This window comes from Lyngbya sp. CCY1209, from assembly GCF_055795065.1.
Genome location: NZ_JAYFER010000469.1, coordinates 1 through 15,790 on the forward strand (window position 1 = coordinate 1; position 15,790 = coordinate 15,790).

15 protein-coding genes are annotated in these 15,790 nt (G+C 52.4%); 9 read left to right on the plus strand and 6 right to left on the minus strand.

Annotation, left to right across the window (positions count from 1 at the left end):
• Nucleotides 1-201 precede the first annotated feature (201 nt).
• A complete protein-coding gene (locus AC0QHF_RS14905) occupies nt 202-813 on the plus strand; it encodes a class I SAM-dependent methyltransferase (RefSeq protein ID WP_324705015.1) in 612 nt (203 codons plus the stop codon).
• Here the strand turns inward: AC0QHF_RS14905 and AC0QHF_RS14910 are convergent.
• The 3 genes from AC0QHF_RS14910 to AC0QHF_RS14920 all read right to left on the minus strand — a co-directional run bounded on the left by AC0QHF_RS14910 (nt 803) and on the right by AC0QHF_RS14920 (nt 4,613).
• Entirely contained in the window at nt 803-1,504 is a 702-nt protein-coding gene (locus tag AC0QHF_RS14910; protein ID WP_324705016.1) for an HAD-IA family hydrolase, read from the minus strand. The two genes, AC0QHF_RS14905 and AC0QHF_RS14910, sit on opposite strands and share 11 nt — an antisense overlap.
• A gap of 165 nt (nt 1,505-1,669) precedes the next feature.
• Nucleotides 1,670-2,770: a hybrid sensor histidine kinase/response regulator gene (locus AC0QHF_RS14915; RefSeq protein ID WP_324705017.1), complete on the minus strand. Its 1,101-nt coding sequence runs from the start codon at nt 2,768-2,770 to the stop codon at nt 1,670-1,672.
• Nucleotides 2,742-4,613, minus strand: coding sequence for a sensor histidine kinase (locus tag AC0QHF_RS14920; RefSeq protein ID WP_324705018.1), 1,872 nt, complete (start codon nt 4,611-4,613; stop codon nt 2,742-2,744). The genes AC0QHF_RS14915 and AC0QHF_RS14920 overlap by 29 nt, the downstream gene beginning before the upstream one ends.
• Before the next feature lie 257 nt (nt 4,614-4,870).
• Between AC0QHF_RS14920 and AC0QHF_RS14925 the strand changes: the two genes are divergently transcribed.
• Nucleotides 4,871-5,437: a Uma2 family endonuclease gene (locus tag AC0QHF_RS14925; RefSeq protein ID WP_324705029.1), complete on the plus strand. Its 567-nt coding sequence runs from the start codon at nt 4,871-4,873 to the stop codon at nt 5,435-5,437.
• Between the two features lie 260 nt (nt 5,438-5,697).
• Here AC0QHF_RS14925 and acsF read toward each other — a convergent pair whose 3' ends face one another.
• Nucleotides 5,698-6,774 carry a magnesium-protoporphyrin IX monomethyl ester (oxidative) cyclase gene (acsF, locus tag AC0QHF_RS14930; protein WP_324705019.1) on the minus strand — a complete coding sequence of 359 codons (1,077 nt, stop codon included), beginning with the start codon at nt 6,772-6,774 and terminating at the stop codon, nt 5,698-5,700.
• Between the two features lie 304 nt (nt 6,775-7,078).
• On the opposite strand from acsF, the gene AC0QHF_RS14935 reads away from it, so the two are divergent.
• Both AC0QHF_RS14935 and guaD read left to right on the plus strand, forming a co-directional pair.
• Nucleotides 7,079-7,558 carry an NINE protein gene (locus AC0QHF_RS14935; RefSeq protein ID WP_324705020.1) on the plus strand — a complete coding sequence of 160 codons (480 nt, stop codon included), beginning with the start codon at nt 7,079-7,081 and terminating at the stop codon, nt 7,556-7,558.
• 145 nt (nt 7,559-7,703) lie between these two features.
• Nucleotides 7,704-9,038 (plus strand): guanine deaminase, encoded by a 1,335-nt coding sequence (guaD, locus tag AC0QHF_RS14940; RefSeq protein ID WP_324705021.1) that lies wholly within the window; start codon nt 7,704-7,706, stop codon nt 9,036-9,038.
• A 54-nt stretch (nt 9,039-9,092) separates the two neighbouring features.
• Here the strand turns inward: guaD and AC0QHF_RS14945 are convergent, their stop codons facing one another.
• Nucleotides 9,093-10,169, minus strand: a complete 1,077-nt coding sequence (locus AC0QHF_RS14945; protein ID WP_324705022.1) for a DUF2891 domain-containing protein — start codon at nt 10,167-10,169, stop codon at nt 9,093-9,095.
• Nucleotides 10,170-10,333: 164 nt separating this feature from the next.
• Here AC0QHF_RS14945 and AC0QHF_RS14950 point away from each other — a divergent pair, with 164 nt between their 5' ends.
• Nucleotides 10,334-11,392 carry a DMT family transporter gene (locus tag AC0QHF_RS14950; RefSeq protein ID WP_324705023.1) on the plus strand — a complete coding sequence of 353 codons (1,059 nt, stop codon included), beginning with the start codon at nt 10,334-10,336 and terminating at the stop codon, nt 11,390-11,392.
• Here the strand turns inward: AC0QHF_RS14950 and AC0QHF_RS14955 are convergent.
• On the minus strand, nt 11,389-11,979 hold the full coding sequence (locus AC0QHF_RS14955) for a hypothetical protein (protein WP_324705024.1): 591 nt from the start codon (nt 11,977-11,979) through the stop codon (nt 11,389-11,391). The genes AC0QHF_RS14950 and AC0QHF_RS14955 overlap by 4 nt on opposite strands.
• A 291-nt stretch (nt 11,980-12,270) precedes the next feature.
• Between AC0QHF_RS14955 and AC0QHF_RS14960 the strand changes: the two genes are divergently transcribed.
• The 4 genes from AC0QHF_RS14960 (at nt 12,271) to AC0QHF_RS14975 (ending at nt 15,700) form a co-directional block, all read left to right on the plus strand.
• The gene (locus tag AC0QHF_RS14960) at nt 12,271-13,752 is read left to right on the plus strand and encodes a multicopper oxidase family protein (protein WP_324705025.1); all 1,482 of its coding nucleotides are present in this window, start codon (nt 12,271-12,273) and stop codon (nt 13,750-13,752) included.
• Nucleotides 13,753-13,809: 57 nt separating this feature from the next.
• Nucleotides 13,810-14,358 (plus strand): DUF411 domain-containing protein, encoded by a 549-nt coding sequence (locus AC0QHF_RS14965; RefSeq protein WP_324705026.1) that lies wholly within the window; start codon nt 13,810-13,812, stop codon nt 14,356-14,358.
• 82 nt (nt 14,359-14,440) lie between these two features.
• Nucleotides 14,441-14,566, plus strand: a complete 126-nt coding sequence (locus AC0QHF_RS14970; protein WP_324705027.1) for a hypothetical protein — start codon at nt 14,441-14,443, stop codon at nt 14,564-14,566.
• Nucleotides 14,567-14,668: 102 nt separating this feature from the next.
• On the plus strand, nt 14,669-15,700 hold the full coding sequence (locus AC0QHF_RS14975; RefSeq protein WP_324705028.1) for a C39 family peptidase: 1,032 nt from the start codon (nt 14,669-14,671) through the stop codon (nt 15,698-15,700).
• Nucleotides 15,701-15,790 lie beyond the last annotated feature (90 nt).

Sequence of the window (15,790 nt, forward strand, 5' to 3'; positions counted from 1 at the left end):
ATTAATCCCACGTAGCACAAGCTTCTAGCTTGTGAAAACAGGCAAGATGCCTGTGCTACATTAATCCCACGTAGCACGAGCTTCTAGCTTGTGAAAACAGGCAAAATGCCTGTGCTACATTAATCCCACGTAGCACGAGCTTCTAGCTTGTGAAAACAGGCAAGATGCCTGTGCTACCCGTGGTTCTCGACTCCCACAACAATGGCTGAAAATTTTTTCCAAAATAAACAGTGGTTTTTCGATCGCTGGGCGCCGTTTTACGATGTCCTGTTCACGACGATATTTTACCAGGCGGTACACCGGCGGATGCTGGAGTATGCCGAACTTCCGGAGGCGACTGAAGTGCTGGATCTCGGCTGCGGGACGGGGCGGTTATTGAACCGTCTCGCCAAGGAGTTTCCGCAACTGCGGGGGACGGGTTTCGACTTGTCTCCGGAGATGATTTCCCAGGCGAGGGAAAAAAATCGATGGGGCGATCGCATCCAATTTATCAGGGGAAATGGGTCAGAATTGCCCTTTCCCGAATCTTCGTTTGATGCGGTTTTTTGTACGATCAGTTTTCTCCACTATCCCGACCCCGAACGGGTGCTGTCGGAAGTTTCTCGGGTGTTGCGATCGCCCGGAACTTTTTACCTTGCGGATTACACGGTAAACGACTCGACGGAATACCGGGAAGTGTCCGTTTCCCCCGGAAAGCTGCGGTTTTACAGCCGCAAAAGGCGGGCGGAATTGGGGCAAACTGCCGGGTTAAATTGCCTCAGTCATCACTATTTGATCGGCCCGATTCTCCTGACCAAATTTGCTAAACCGTAGGGGCGGAAACTTGGCGATCGAAGGCCGGAAGTTGCCAATATTCGGGGTCGAATTCCTCCAAAGTTTCGAGCACCTGGTGGGCGTCTTTGTAGGCTTCCGGGTCCATTTCCGGACTCGGAACGGCGACGACGGACATCCCCGCAGCACGGGCCGCGGCTACCCCCGCCAGGGAATCTTCAAACACCAGACAGCGTTCCGGTTCGGCGCCGAGTCGTCTGGCGGTAATCAAAAAGATGTCGGGGTCGGGTTTTCCCCGGGTGAGTTCCGGGTCGTCTCCCCGAACGATACATTGAAATAGGGAAAACCAGGCTTGATGGGGTTCCGTTTTGGCGGAAAAGGGGCGGCTGGCGGAACTGGTGGCGACGGCCTGGGGGACGTTGTGGGCGGCGAGGTGGTTGGTGAGGCGGACGGTGCCCGGCAGGGGAGGAACGTGGGGATAATATTGGTAAATGATGGCGTCTTTTTCCTGCAAATAGGCTTCGACGGTGACGGGTAATTTGAGGGTTTCAACAATTAACGCGGCGGAATCTGTGGATTTTCGGCCGCAGAGTTGGCATTGTAATTGATGGTCGATGGTTTTGCCGTAGCGGTTGGCGATCGCCTGGTTGACTTTGGCGTGCAGGGGTTCGGTATCCAAAAGCAGACCGTCGAGGTCATAGATAACATGGGTGATTTTCGGTGCAACCGACATGGGCAATTCAGAATTGATTGGTGAATGATAGAACTGATTAAAATTATAGCATGAAAGTGACTCGGTTGGACGTTTTAAATCGGTCGTTAAATGAAAATTTTCATGGGTTGTTGCTCTCCTGACGGGCCGGGGGCGCTGAAGGGCAACAACGGATTGTTTGGGGAGTCACGACAAGGATGAGAGGGGGAACAGGACTCGGGCGGTTGTCTGCTCTCCGGGGATGCTTTCGATGGCAAAATTTCCGCCGTGCAATTCCGACAGGCGCCGGACGAGAATCAGTCCCAAACCGAACCCCACGCCGTCGGATTTGGTGCGGTCGAAGTTTTGGCCCAAATTGGCGATTTGTGCGGCGGTCATTCCCCGGCCGCGATCGCCAAATTCCAGACAGTATTTGTCGATTTTGACGGAATCCTTGACCGTGACGGGCGTTTCCGGCAAGGAAAATTTGAGGGCGTTGTCGAGCAATTCTTCGACGATTTTTTGAAAGACGGTTTTGGGAACTTCGATCTCCAAATGGTGGGTGAGGTGCAAGTGCAAATCCAGGGCGCGATCGCAGTAGGATTCCAGCAGGCGATCGGCGACGGATATAATCGTACTGCTCGGGTCTTCTACCGTCCCTTTTGGAAGTCGCTTCAACCGCTCCGGATCTCGTTTCAATAGTTCCAGATCGGAGTATAATAGAAAGTTGCAGGTGAGGCGGTAGAGGCGGTGGGCGGAGTTGTAAATGTCGCTCAAAAATGTCCCGATCTCGCCCTCGTTCATCTCTTTAAAATCTTCCATTAGCAGTTGGGAAGATGCCATGATGCCATTTAAAGGTGTCCGCAATTCGTGGGGGAGGGAGAGGGTGATGCTGCTGCGGAGTTGTTCCAATTGTTCCTGGGTTTTTCGCTCGACAGCCTCCTGTTTTTGTATCCGACTGGCGATCGCCCCCAGGAGTTCTTGTCTCGTAAACGGTTTAGTTAGATAATCGTCCGCCCCCAAATCCATCCCCGAGCGGATGTCCGATCGCGTCGATTTTGCCGTCAGAAAAATAAACGGAATCGTCGCCGTTTGGGGAGATTCTCGCAAGGTTTTCAACACTTCGCAACCGTCCATTTCCGGCATCATGACATCGCAGATAATTAAATTGGGACTCCGCTCCCGCGCCACTTGCACCCCCAATTTTCCATTTTCGGCTCCCAAAATTCCGAACCCTTCGGCATCCAAAATGTCGAGGATAATTTCTCGAACGTAAGCTTCATCTTCGATCACCAAAATTGTCTTCATTTTCTCGATTTTCCTCCAGTTCTAATGGCAATATAACGGTGAATTTCGTCCCTTTTCCCAATTCAGTTTCGACTGTAATCGTTCCCCGTTGCAGTTCGACCGATCGCTGCACGATGGTCAGGCCTAAACCCGTCCCCGGAACCGTACCCACATTTTTGGCGCGATGAAAGGACTCGAAGAGGTGCTTCCGATCTTCCGGGGGAATGCCAATTCCCTCATCCTCGACGGTACAGATCGCCCGATCGCGATCGGTGGTCAATGTCAATTCTATCTTACCGCCCCGGGGTGAATATTTAATCGCATTGGAAAGGAGGTTGCTGAAGATATGCCGCAGCAGTTGTTCGTCCATGCGGGGGGGGCGATCGCGGCTCTGTTCATTGGGACGGCGGACGTGGAATTCCAAAGTTTGATTGGCTTGCAGGTTCAGTTGCATTTCTTCAACCAAGTCGCGGAAAAATCCCTCCAGATCGATGGGTGCGGGATTGAAGGGGAGTTTCTGGGCTTCGGAACGGGCGAGAATCAGAATCTCGCCCAGCAAATAACTCATCTGATGGACGGTATTTTGAATGCGTTTTAAATAGAGCTTTTTTTTCTCCTCATCCCAGCGATCGCCGTAACATTCGAGGGCTTCTGACGCGGCTAAAATCGTGGTCAGTGGGGTGCGAAATTCGTGGGAAATCATGGAAACAAATCGCGATTTGAGTTGGTTCAATTCTTTTTCCGTTTCCAGGGCTTTGCGGATTTCGGTTTCCGCCTGTTTTCGTTCGGTTATATCGGCGACGTTGCCTTCGTAGGCGACCACATTTCCCCGCACGTCCCGCACCACCCGCGCATTTTCTGAGATCCAAGTTTTGCTGCCGTCGGCGCGATAAACTTGGGATTCAAATCCCATGATGGCGTCTTGTTCTTGTATCCGTTCTAAGAACAGATCTCGCTGTCTGGGATTGACGTAGAGATGGCGAATGTCGGTGACGCAGGCGATCATTTCTTCGGGCGATCGGTAGCCGTACAGACGAGCCAGGGATGCGTTGACGCTGATAAAACGGCCGTCCGGGGTAGATTGAAATAACCCTTCGACGGCATTTTCAAAGATGCTGCGAAATTTGTATTCTGTCATTTCCAATTCCCGGTAAGCAATCTCCAGTTTTTGACGGGATTTAAATTCCGCCCGCTGCAGGCGTTCGTAGAGGTAAACGGACAAATCGCAGATCAGGCAGACCCAAAACATGGTCAAAAATAGATAGCCCGTCGCACTATTCCCTTGGGGGAGGGTATCGAATCCGAGGGCGGTGTTGATGGCGAAATAGTAGCCCAAAATCATCATTTGGGAGGCTAGATGCAGGGGCCAGCGGACGGGGATAATTGTCGCTTGAAAAAAGAAGGTGAACGCCCATCCCAGCAGCTCGGGACGGACGCGATCGCCCAGCGGAGACTCGAACACTCCCCCCAGGGTCTCGATGATTTGTTCGTTCATTTCCAACGCCCAAGCAAACCCCAAGAATAGCCAACCAAGATGGTTTCGTCCGCCGCGGGTTCGCAACAGAACCATACCCAAAATCAGGTTGAAAGCTCCGACCGTTTGAATGAGTATTTCTTTGTGAATGAAGGGATTGCCATGCAGGAGATGAAACAGGTTGATGGCGATGCGGACGAAGTAGGAAAATAACGCCAATTCAAACGCCAGGGTCAATCTGGCACCGAGAAACTGACGCTGCCAACTTTCGTAGGAAAGATGGGTCAGCTTTTCCTCGGATTCCGGGAAAGCATTGGCATTTTTGAGGTGGTTGAGTATCACCCGGAACGGCCCGAAGTCCTGAAGCCGAGACATCCATTGCTGATTCATTTGCTGACCTCATTGAAGAAATCGCCGGAGTGGTTCAGTTAAGATCTGTTGTATCTCAAAGTTGGGGAAGTATGGAAAAAAAGGTGGTGGGGCGATCGCCCGTCGCCCCCCGTCCGCAAGGCTCCGGCAGTCACCACCGCCCTTTTTTATCATTTTGCCGTGATAAAATTTGAGGAAAAATAGATGCGATCGCCACCCCGACGATCGACCCAATGCTCCGATACCCGCCCACCGACAGTCAACAGGAGAACGGCATCATGTCCGACGTGACCATCAAAGACTTTGAAATCGTGCAAACGGTCTTCAACGAAGCCGGTTTGGATTATCAATTAGAATTGGAAGGTGGAAAAATCTCAGTTATGGGTCCCTCAGATATCGTATCGAGCGAAATCGGCATTCTGTTTAGTCGCTTACTCGGAAACTGGGTTTATCCCCGCCGTCTGGGCCGGATTTTCGACTCCGCCGGCGGTTTCATCTTGCCCGATCGCAACCTGAAAGCCCCCGATGTCTCCTTTGTGAAAGCCGATCGCCTGCGACGAAGTGTCCGCTACTTCGCCGAAATGGTTCCCGATTTAGCAGTGGAAATAAAATCCCAAAGCGACCGTATTCCACCCCTACAAAAAAAGCTCGAAAAATATATCGAATTGGGAGCAACAGTCGGAATCCTGATCGACCCCGACGAGGAAACCGTCACCCTCTATCGCCCCGCCACAGAACCCGTCCAATTGACGAATGACGACGTTTTGAGCATTCCCGAACTCTTCCCGGGTTGGGAAATTGCCATTCCCGAACTGTGGCCCCCCGTATTTGACGAGGAAGAATAGTAGGGAATAGGGAATAGGGAATAGGGAATAGGAAAAATTATATCAAGCCCAATCATCGACCGATGATTTTCGCTCATTGTAGGCGCCCCTGGCTTGCGCCCGAGCCCAACGATTCCCCAGCAATTCGGACATTCAACCGATCGCATTTCAATTACCATCATTATCAATTATCAATTATCAATTAAAAAAGAGGTTCTGCCGCAGCAGAACCCCAATATTTTCATCTTAGCGGAGGAGTTGATCCCGATTGGGGATCGTGATTAGCGAACCACGCCCTGCATGGCTTCGACGTTGATGGGTTTCATCAAATACAGCTTCACGAACTGCCAGCCGTTGGCGGCGTAGTGGGGCAGTTTTTGGAAGAACTGGACGAACTTGGGCGCGTTGGAATTGACGATCGCGGTCAGTTTTTCGTTGGTTTTGACGCAACGTTCGAGGCGATCGTAGAATTCCGGTTTGTTGACGTCGAGGACGATTGGGAAAACCCGCCCCGCCGTCTCGTTGGTTTTCTCGATCACTTCTTTGTCATACTCCCGGGCATCCAAACCGAGGGAGGCGTAGAATCCGGCTCGCTGGATGTCATTGAGGTACATCGTCGCGAACACGGACAGCAGGAAGAACCGGCACCAGAGCCGCGCTTTCCAGTTATTTAACAATTCGGGCTGGGACTTGAGCACCGCATCGAAAAAGTCGCCGTGGCGGTTCTCATCCTGGCACCAGTTTTCAAAGAAGCGGAAGATGGGATAAATCCGATCTTCGGGGTGTGCCTCCAAATGGCGGTAGATGGTGATATAACGCCAGTAACCGATCTTCTCGGACAGATAGGTGGCGTAGAAGATAAACTTGGGCTTGAAGAAGGTATAGCTGCGGCTCTTCGTCAGGAAGCCCAAATCCAAGGACAGGCCGAAATCGGACATCGCCTTGTTGAGGAATCCGGCGTGGCGGGCCTCATCCCGGGACATCAACTGGAACCCTTCAGCCAACAAAGGGTTTTTGTCCTTGAGACGGCGGCTCAGTTCCTTGTAGAGGAGGAAGCCGGAAAATTCGGCTGTGCAGGAACGCTCCAAAAACTCAACGAACAACTGCCGGGTTTCGCCGTCGATGTGATCCCAGGACTGCTCGAATTCCTCGTCCCGGACGAAGTGGTGGCGGTTGTAGTCGGTGCGGAATTCTTCGATGATCGCCCTGAGCTCCTCTTCATTTGCACAGAGGTTCATTGCGGCCATCTCGTCGAAATCCGTCGTGTAGAACCGGGGCGTGAGGATGGTTTCCTTAGCGGGAACCTTCACCCCGGGGCGCATCTCCTCAAATGTGGGTTTTTTCAGGGAATCTACCATAATGCTCGATGTCGTTTTATTATCGCGAGTGATTTTAGGGTATTCGGGGGGGATTCGGGCTTGTCGCCCTGCACCGCCCGCTGGCTGACGCTAATGAACCCGTCGTGCGATCGCATTGATTGACCACGCTCACCAGTCTACCAACCGATGGGGCGACCCGGACAACGGATTCCGTTAAGATTTGCTACACAATGCGATCGCACCGAGAACCGATTCACTTGTGCGATCATGGGGAAAGACGACTCTGGATCGGGTAGTCACAGGTATCGCAAACCGATTGTGGGTGAGCGCTCGGAGGTTATTGATGAAGAAAGTCAGCACCAGTTACGTGTTGTGGGCGATCGGTTTAATTTCTCCCATCAGCGGGCTGCACCGCCTGTACAATGGCAAAATTGTCACGGGCGTGATTTGGCTGTGTACCCTGGGACTGTTCCGGGTGGGACAGTTCGTGGACGTGTTCCTAATTCCGGGCATGGTGGAAGAATACAATACGAAAGCCCGCCAGAAATTGGGCGTCGCCCCCGACGGCACGCCCCTCCCCCACCCCAACCCGGTGACGTTGAACGTGACGGCTCAGGAGGTGCGGGAAAGCTTGCGGATGAAATTGCTCAAGGCGGCGGCGTCCCGGGGCGGAAAACTCACCGTGACTCAGGGCGTCATGGCGACGGGGGCGAATTTTGCGGAGGTGGAAGAAGCCCTCAACGATATGTTCCGCAGCGGTTACGTCACGATGAGTAATCACCCGGAATCGGGTATCGTCATTTACGATTTTCACGAGTTGTGATCTCGGCCGAAGAATCTCGCCCCCAAACCCCCAATTCTGGGGGCTTTGAGCGGGTCTAATTTTGCCAATCATTTCTTGGGAGATTGCCAAATCCCCAGATCTCCTCATCGTGAGATTTTCACCTGGGGCTGATTGCTGATCACTGATGGCTGATAGCGATATGTACGGTATTCGCAGCGCTTTCCTCGATTTTATTGACGATCCGTTTCGGGTCGCAGCATCCCCAAGTTATCGGTTCTTCGAGGATGGCTTGCTGGTCGTTTCTGAGGGGAAAATCGAGGCTTTCGGTTCCTATCAAAGGCTGCGATCGCACTATCCCGACATTCCGATTATTTCTCATCCCCATCGATTGATTTTACCGGGGTTTATCGACACCCACATTCACTATCCGCAAACGGAGATTATCGCGTCCTACGGCGAACAACTTTTGGAATGGCTCGATCGCTATGCGTTTCCCGCCGAACAACAGTTTCGAGATCCCGACCACGCCCGCCGGGTCGCCTCCTTTTTCCTGGACGAATTGTTGCGGAATGGCACGACGACGGCGGTGGTGATGACGACGATTTTTCCGGAGTCCGCGACTGTTTTTTTTGAAGAGGCACAGCGTCGAAATATGCGGGCGATCGCGGGTTTGATGATGATGGATCGCAACGCCCCCGAGGAACTGCTCGACACGCCTCAACTCGCCTACGATCGCAATAAAAAATTAATTGAAACCTGGCATAATATAGACCGATTAAACTATGCCATTACTCCTCGTTTCGCCATCACTTCGACCCCCGAACAATTGGAAGTTGCGGGACAGTTAAAACGGGAATATACCGACGCTTACGTTCACACCCACCTATCCGAAAATTGCGAGGAATTAAAAACAGTTTCTCGCCTGTTTCCCGAGAGTCGGGATTATCTGGAAGTTTACGAAAAATTTGGACTGGCGGGCGATCGCTCCATTTTTGCCCACTGCATCCACCTGAACGATTCGGAATTTCGCCGCCTCTCTGAATCGGGGGCAGCGATCGCCTTCTGTCCGACTTCCAATTTATTTATCGGCAGCGGACTCTTCAACCTTGAAAAAGCCAAATCGACCTCGAATCCCATCCCCGTGGGTTTGGCGACGGACGTGGGGGGCGGAACCAGCTTTTCGATGTTGAAAACGATGGGAACCGCCTATCAAGTCGCCCAACTGCGGGGGCAAAACCTCTCCCCCTGGCAGGCATTTTATTTGGCAACATTAGGGGCGGCAAAAGCTCTGCATCTCGACCATTATATCGGAAATTTCGATATCGGGAAAGAGGCAGATTTTGTGGTGTTAGATTGGCGATCGACCCCCGGGATGAAATTCCGCAATCCCCGAGACGAAATTGAGTCGCCGGAAGAACTCGCAGACGTTCTTTTTTCCCTGATGATTCTGGGGTGCGATCGCGCCGTCGATGCCACCTATATCGCCGGGGAATTGGCGGGCGATCGCGATCTCGGTTGATGGGGTGAATGATAGCAATTTTCGAGTCAGTGAAGTACGCGGGTTCATCATCAATTAATCGCGATCGCCTTCCTCTCCGTGTCCTCTGTGCCTCTGTGGTTTCATCCCCAGTCCCCGTCCCGTCAACAAATACACCGCAAAACTCCCCACCCAATGACTGCCCGCATAATCGCACAAAGACACCGGTTCCAACCCAACCCGACGGTGGACGATCGCCACTTCTCTGAGGTTCAAAATGCGCGGATCGTCCGGGGGAAGTCCGGCGACAATTCCCTCCAACATCCAGGCGCGGCTGAGGTTGAGGCCGTCGAAGTGGGCTTCTTGATAGTCCGTGGGATTGCTGGGAATCACCGGATGCAGCCAGTCGATATCATCGGGTATTTCGGGGAGATAGGGAAGAAAATCTCGCAGCCAAATGGCGAATTCTTCTGCTGTTAAAAACCGCCGCATCAGATCCGCTTCCGCCAACGTCGGGGAGAGGAAGTCGCAGCCGAGGGGTTCGAGGTGTAAAGGATAGTCGCGATCGCTTTCATAAAAACCTTTTGCACGGGTTTTGATCAAAGCGGAAAAATCCGAATTTTGAGTAGAAATCGCCCAATCCCACATCAAACCCAGGGCGAAGGCTGTTTGAATGTGGAAGCCGCTTCGGTTAGGATATTCTAAATCCAACAACCACTGTCGCAAGTTATTGACGGCGACAATTTCTAAAGGGTGCAAAATCTCCGCCCATTGCCGTCCCAAAGGATCGTCCCACTCGGCGCATTCCGCCCGCAATTGCAGCAGCCAAGCCAAACCGTAGGGACATTCAAACCGGGGACGATCTTTGAGATAATTAACCTCTACCGCGATCGCCTCTGGGGTCAGGTTTTGCGCGATCGCCTCCCGCGCCTCATCCGCGAAGGGGGCATCGGGAAACCACCGCAGCAAGCGCACCAGCATCCAATGGCTGTGGACGGCGGAATGCCAATCCAAGCACCCGTAAAATGCCGGGTTCAGTTGCCGGGGAGACATCAGATCCGCCTCCTTTTCCAACTGATAGGGATGGACTCGGGGATATTCCCGGTGAATGCAGCCCAGGGCACATCGGGCAAATTGGGCGATCGCTTTTAAATCAAAATCGTCGGATTTCACGATCTGTTATCCTCACAATTATCGACGGGTACGGAGGCACCGGGCAGGCGCGGAGGCAACGCTTCCTGGAGAGAGGCAGGCACAGAGGCACTGCCCCTACAGTTTAAAACCCCTAAAAACGGTACGCATTCTGATTCCGATTCATCACAATTTAGGACGGCGATATGAAAGTTATCAATTCGATTCCCGGACGGGGTTATTTACTCCTCGCAGTTCTCATTTTTGCCGCTTCTAGCTCGGTGACGCGCCAACTCACGGAACTGGGGGCGCAACATTTAATTGACGGTCGAAATCCGGTCTCATTTTGTAATGTTTTGTTCGTGGGCAATATTTGGGCGTTGATTATTTTGACGCTCCTGAATCGTCGAGAATTAAATTTACAGGCGATCCGGCAATTTTCCGGAAAAGATTGGTTGGGTTTGACGGCCGTCGCCTTCTTTTCGGGCGCCCTTGCCCCCGCCCTCTTTTTTGGGGCGTTAGAACGGACGATGGTCAACAATGTGATCCTGATTGGACGCATCGAACCCCCCCTGACTTTAGCGCTTTCCGTTTGGCTGCTGCACGAACGGGTCAACCGCTGGGTGGTTGCCGGGGCGATCGTTTCGTTTTTGGGCGTCGCGGCTATTGTTCTGATTCCCCAAACCACCGGATCGGAAATGATGCCAATGGGCGGATTTCAGGTGGGAATTGGGGAATTGATGACCCTGGTGGGGGCGATCGCCGGGGCTCTGGGAACGATCGTCAGCAAAATTAGCCTCGGCAATGTTTCCCTGGGATTTTTCAGCATCTACCGAAACGCCCTGGGGACGCTGATCTTTTTTGTATTGGTTATTAACTTGTTCGGCTTACAGCATTTTACCGATGTTTTTGCCCCCGTGGTCTGGCAGTGGATGTTCATTTACAGTGCGGTTATCGTCGTTTTTGGTCAGTTTTGCTGGTTTATGGGACTCAAGCGAACGGATGCCTCGGAGGTTTCTCTGGCCAATTCTTTCTCGCCCGTCGCCGGAGTTTTGGCGGCTTATTTAATTTTGGGAGAGGCTCCCACCGCCACCCAATATATCGGCGGTGTCATTATTCTTGTCGGAATTATCCTCAACCAAATTGGCATTTCTCAACCGCCGACACCGCAACCGCACCGCGTCAAACCGGGCGATTCTGTGGCGGCAATTCCGGCACAATCAGCCGAAAATCCGGATCGGAGCGTGGGATTCAAGGGGGTTTAATCGGGATGTCCCCTTGGCTGGGGAGAAATGAGTTCGCGACTTTGTATCGGAGGCGGACAGTTTGAGGGTGAATGGGGGGAACAGAAGCCCAAAATTTGCTGTTTCTTACCCCATAAAATATCGTTCAGTTTGCGATCGCACTCCCGGGATCTGGAGGGCGCAAATTGAAATCTGGGCTGGGAAAATTTCCGGGGCGATTTTTCCGACTGCCGCTGATTGTCAAATTTGGATTTTTGCCGCGGCTCTCTATTTTGTTTTGCGATATTATTTTTATCCTGTTCGACCGTCAATTGATAGGTCGTACTGCCCTCCGTCGAGACGATTTCGAGGGCGTAAAATCCGGCGGGAATATCGAAGCCGATCGCTTCCGACTGGTTGCCGCTCACCGTCCGGCGATCGAGGGTGCGGCCGTCTTTATTTTTCAACCGGACTTCCAACCCGGCGCCGAACCCCTCCAGGGAACAATTCAAGCGTCCCGCGGCGGGGTGGTTGAAGGTGTAGATGTCGATCGCACCTTCCCCCGCAAACCCCACATAAACCGCGCGATCGGCTAGGTTTCCGAGTTCAAAAGTGATGGCATCAGCCATAGTTGAGTCTCCAGGTTTTTATCGAACTTCTGAGAGTATCTTATCACAGTTTGTGCGCCAAATGACTCTCGAATCAGAAAAAAAATTTGAGTTGCGATCGCCAGGGTTCCGGAGAATTTTTCGAGGGGTTTGATCGTCCCGGTTATCGACTGTCTCGGACGGCGGAAACGACCCGAATCGGTCATCGACCTCAGACCTTCTGCTCTCAAAGCATTTGGGGAAACTCGGAAGTGCGATCGCGATCTTTGAGAAAAACCTTGACCCTCCAGTTAAATGGAGAGTCTAAACTCGATGTATCACTGCCAACACTGCGAAAAAACGATGGTCAAACTCGATCGCCGAAAATTTCTGGCTTTGGGAGTCGCGAGTCTCGGAACGGCACTGGCGGCCCACGGCCTATTCCGTTCGAGTCGCGACTCTACGGATGCAAAATCCGCGATCGCCTCGACTCCACTGTATCGGAGTTCCGGAGGGTTACTAGAATTCAATCTAGACGCCCGTTACCATTCTGTCAATGTGGGAGGGCGATCGGCTCAATTGATGACCTACAACGGACAAATTCCCGGCCCGCGTTTGGAAGTGCGGCCTGGAGATACGGTTCGGATTCATTTTAGCAACCGCCTCCCCCAACCCACCAACATCCACTATCACGGACTCCACATTCCCATTACCGGCAATGCAGATAATGTCTTTTTACACATCCCCCCCGGGGAAAACTTGACCTACGAATTTACCTTAAATTCCGACCATCCCGCCGGACTGTTTTGGTATCACCCCCACCTACACGGCCGGGTTGCCGAACAATTATTCGGCGGTTTGGCGGGGTTATTTGTGGTTCGCGGAGAACTGGATGAAATCCCTGAAATTAAAGCCGCGTCTGAACAGTTTCTCGTCCTGCAAGATTTTGCCCTGGATCAGCAGGGAAAGTTACTCCCAGAACAAAGCCTTTCAATTATGACCGGACGGGAAGGAGATTTAATGACCGTCAACGGCAAAAATACCCCCGACTTTTTGATTCCGCCGGATCAACTTTTGCGGCTGCGAATTCTCAACGCTTCTCCGTCGAGGTTTTATCGGTTATCCTTGGAAAATCATCCGTTTCATCTGATTGCAACCGATGGCGGTTCTTTAGCCGAACCCGTGGAATTGCCAGAACTGTTGCTGGCACCCGGAGAACGGGCGGAAGTGTTAATTCGGGGCGATCAAGAACCCGGCCGTTACCGTTTGCTAAACTTGCCCTATCAGCGGGTTGGCATGGGTATGATGGGGGGTGGTATGATGGGAAACGCTCCCGCCAATGATGCTCCTCAAGTTCTCGCCACCGTGAGTTATGATGCCAAAAGTTCGATGCCTTTGCCCGCACAACTCATTCCCATTCAACCCTTGCCAGAACCCCAACAGGTTCGCCGTTTTCAGATGAATCACGGTATGATTAGGGGGCAGGGAATGGCATTTTTATTTAACGGTCAATCCTATGAACCCGGACGGATTGATACTCAGGTACAGCTCGATACCGTTGAAGATTGGGAAATCATCAATACGGGAATGATGGATCATCCCTTTCACGTCCACGGAAACGCCTTTCAAGTGGTGAGTCGAAATGGCAAGCCGGAACCGTTTCGGGCTTGGAAAGATGTGGTTTCGGTCAAGCCGGGGGAGACGGCAAAAATTCGGATGGCGTTTCGAGATTTTGCGGGCAAAACGGTGTACCATTGTCACATTCTCGACCACGAGGATTTGGGGATGATGGGAAATTTGGAGATCCGAGCTTGACGCTCCGAGTGTTTCGATTATCAAATGTCAATCAGTCATTGGAATTAAATTTGGATCATGTTTCAATCTCAATTTTTGAACTGGAAAACGGTTTTATTTGCCGGGGCGATCGCCACCGGAATTGTCGGGGGCGGATATGGAATCGCCAATCATTTCGCACCCCAGCAAACCGTCGGTAAAGCGATACAACCCGGCCCTGAGGCGTCAGCAATTGCCGCCGAAGTTGCCCAGATCACCGTCTACCGGACGCCCACCTGCGGCTGTTGTGAAGGGTGGGTCGAACACATGAAGGAAAATAACTTTCAGGTGACAGATATTGTCAAACCCGAAGCCGAAATTCAGGCGGTCCGGCAACAACACAATCTGCCGGGGCAACTGAGATCCTGCCACGCGGCCGAAATTGGCGGTTATCTGGTCGAGGGGCACGTCCCGGCGGAAGATGTGCGGAAGTTGGTCGCCCAGAAACCCGACCTGGCGGGAATCGCGGTGCCCGGAATGCCCATCGGGACTCCCGGCATGGAAGTGGGCGATCGCCGAGAATCCTTTGAAGTCCTGGGATTTCAAAACAATGGCGACATCCGAGTTTTCAATTCTTATCAGTTCTAAAACGGGGATCGAAATTGATGGGATAACGGTTGCCCTTCCCCGGGTTTGGGGAGGGGTATTCGGTGGGATTCAACGGATGAGAATGGCTGGAACTGTGACGGCGATCGAGACGCGATCGAAAGCTGGGGGGTGCGATCCCCTCGTCAGACGTTACAGATTATGCTTTAATTATCCGATCAGTCCTGAAGGGGCAGACGGGCCGATGTAGGTGATGGAATCGAACGGCGTTCCTTTCCCGAACAGTCCAAAACTTGCAGATCAGATGCCGTCGAGAGCCCTCGATTCAATATCCCACTATAGAAGACCCAAGATGAAGCTACAGGATATATTGAAAACCAAGGAACGGTATGATGTCAGAGCGATCGCGGAAGATGAAGAATTGACCCGCCAGATTCAAACCCTGTTGGTCAGTTTCGATCTGCTCGATCCCCCGGTCGATGGAAAATTCGGGCCGAAATCCACGGCGGCTCTGCATCGGTTTCAAGTATTGCTCGACTGCAACGAGTCGGGTTTTTTGGGCGCGGTGACGGCCGAGAAACTGATCGAAACGAAGCCCGAAGATATCCCCGGCGACACCCCGATCCTGCGGGTGACAAAGGACACGATTTTAAAGCAGCGTCCCGTCTCTTCCAGCGAACTTGACGAGTCCGAAAAATACGGGGTTCGGGCGGTCAGGGAATTTAAGCTTCTGGCCTTTGAACCCGTGCGAAATCACATCCGGGTTGCTCTGAGAAGCGAGACATTTGAAGAGCGATCGGTCTGGTATATTTACGAAAAACACGGCGAGATTTACCAGGGAAAAAACTTAGTTTATCCCCCTGATATTCCAGAGGAATTCAAGTTGTCCGGCTTCCCCTATTTTTCCCAGGTGGATAACTGGTACAATCCCACGGGAGCCTGCAACGTCACCTCGATGGCGATGTGCCTGAGTTACTACGGCGCCTCCCGCCGGAAGAGTTACGGACAATTCGAGGATGAGTTGTACCAATACGCCTTAGATCGCGGCTACAGTCGCCACAGTCCCCAGGATCTAGCTCAGATCGTCCGCGACTACGGCTGTCAGGATTACTTCACCGCCAACGGCAGCATCGACGATATCAAAGCTTGGCTCAACGAAGGCAAACCGACGGTGATCCACGGTTACTTTACTTCCTTCGGTCACATCATGCCCGTGGTGGGTTACAATCAAAAGGGTCTGATCGTGCACGATCCTTATGGGGAGTGGTTTTCCGGCGGCTACCGCACCGATTTGAGCGGCGCTTATTTGACCTATTCTTATTCTTTAATCCGCCGCGTTTGTATGCCAGACGGAGACTTCTGGGTTCACTTTATTTCACGATAAAAATCTGTCTCTATCTCCCCCCTTATCAAGGGGGGCTGGGGGGGATCATTCTCCCCCCTTATCAAGGGGGGCTGGGGGGGATCATTCTCC

Excerpts from the sequence above, each read along its gene's own strand:
- AC0QHF_RS14905 (WP_324705015.1), top strand. The coding sequence starts at position 202 with ATGGCTGAAAATTTTTTCCAAAATAAACAGTGGTTTTTCGATCGCTGG.
- AC0QHF_RS14910 (WP_324705016.1), bottom strand. The coding sequence starts at position 1,504 with ATGTCGGTTGCACCGAAAATCACCCATGTTATCTATGACCTCGACGGT.
- AC0QHF_RS14915 (WP_324705017.1), bottom strand. The coding sequence starts at position 2,770 with ATGAAGACAATTTTGGTGATCGAAGATGAAGCTTACGTTCGAGAAATT.
- AC0QHF_RS14920 (WP_324705018.1), bottom strand. The coding sequence starts at position 4,613 with ATGAATCAGCAATGGATGTCTCGGCTTCAGGACTTCGGGCCGTTCCGG.
- AC0QHF_RS14925 (WP_324705029.1), top strand. The coding sequence starts at position 4,871 with ATGTCCGACGTGACCATCAAAGACTTTGAAATCGTGCAAACGGTCTTC.
- acsF (WP_324705019.1), bottom strand. The coding sequence starts at position 6,774 with ATGGTAGATTCCCTGAAAAAACCCACATTTGAGGAGATGCGCCCCGGG.
- AC0QHF_RS14935 (WP_324705020.1), top strand. The coding sequence starts at position 7,079 with ATGAAGAAAGTCAGCACCAGTTACGTGTTGTGGGCGATCGGTTTAATT.
- guaD (WP_324705021.1), top strand. The coding sequence starts at position 7,704 with ATGGCTGATAGCGATATGTACGGTATTCGCAGCGCTTTCCTCGATTTT.
- AC0QHF_RS14950 (WP_324705023.1), top strand. The coding sequence starts at position 10,334 with ATGAAAGTTATCAATTCGATTCCCGGACGGGGTTATTTACTCCTCGCA.
- AC0QHF_RS14955 (WP_324705024.1), bottom strand. The coding sequence starts at position 11,979 with ATGGCTGATGCCATCACTTTTGAACTCGGAAACCTAGCCGATCGCGCG.
- AC0QHF_RS14960 (WP_324705025.1), top strand. The coding sequence starts at position 12,271 with ATGTATCACTGCCAACACTGCGAAAAAACGATGGTCAAACTCGATCGC.
- AC0QHF_RS14965 (WP_324705026.1), top strand. The coding sequence starts at position 13,810 with ATGTTTCAATCTCAATTTTTGAACTGGAAAACGGTTTTATTTGCCGGG.
- AC0QHF_RS14970 (WP_324705027.1), top strand. The coding sequence starts at position 14,441 with ATGGCTGGAACTGTGACGGCGATCGAGACGCGATCGAAAGCTGGGGGG.
- AC0QHF_RS14975 (WP_324705028.1), top strand. The coding sequence starts at position 14,669 with ATGAAGCTACAGGATATATTGAAAACCAAGGAACGGTATGATGTCAGA.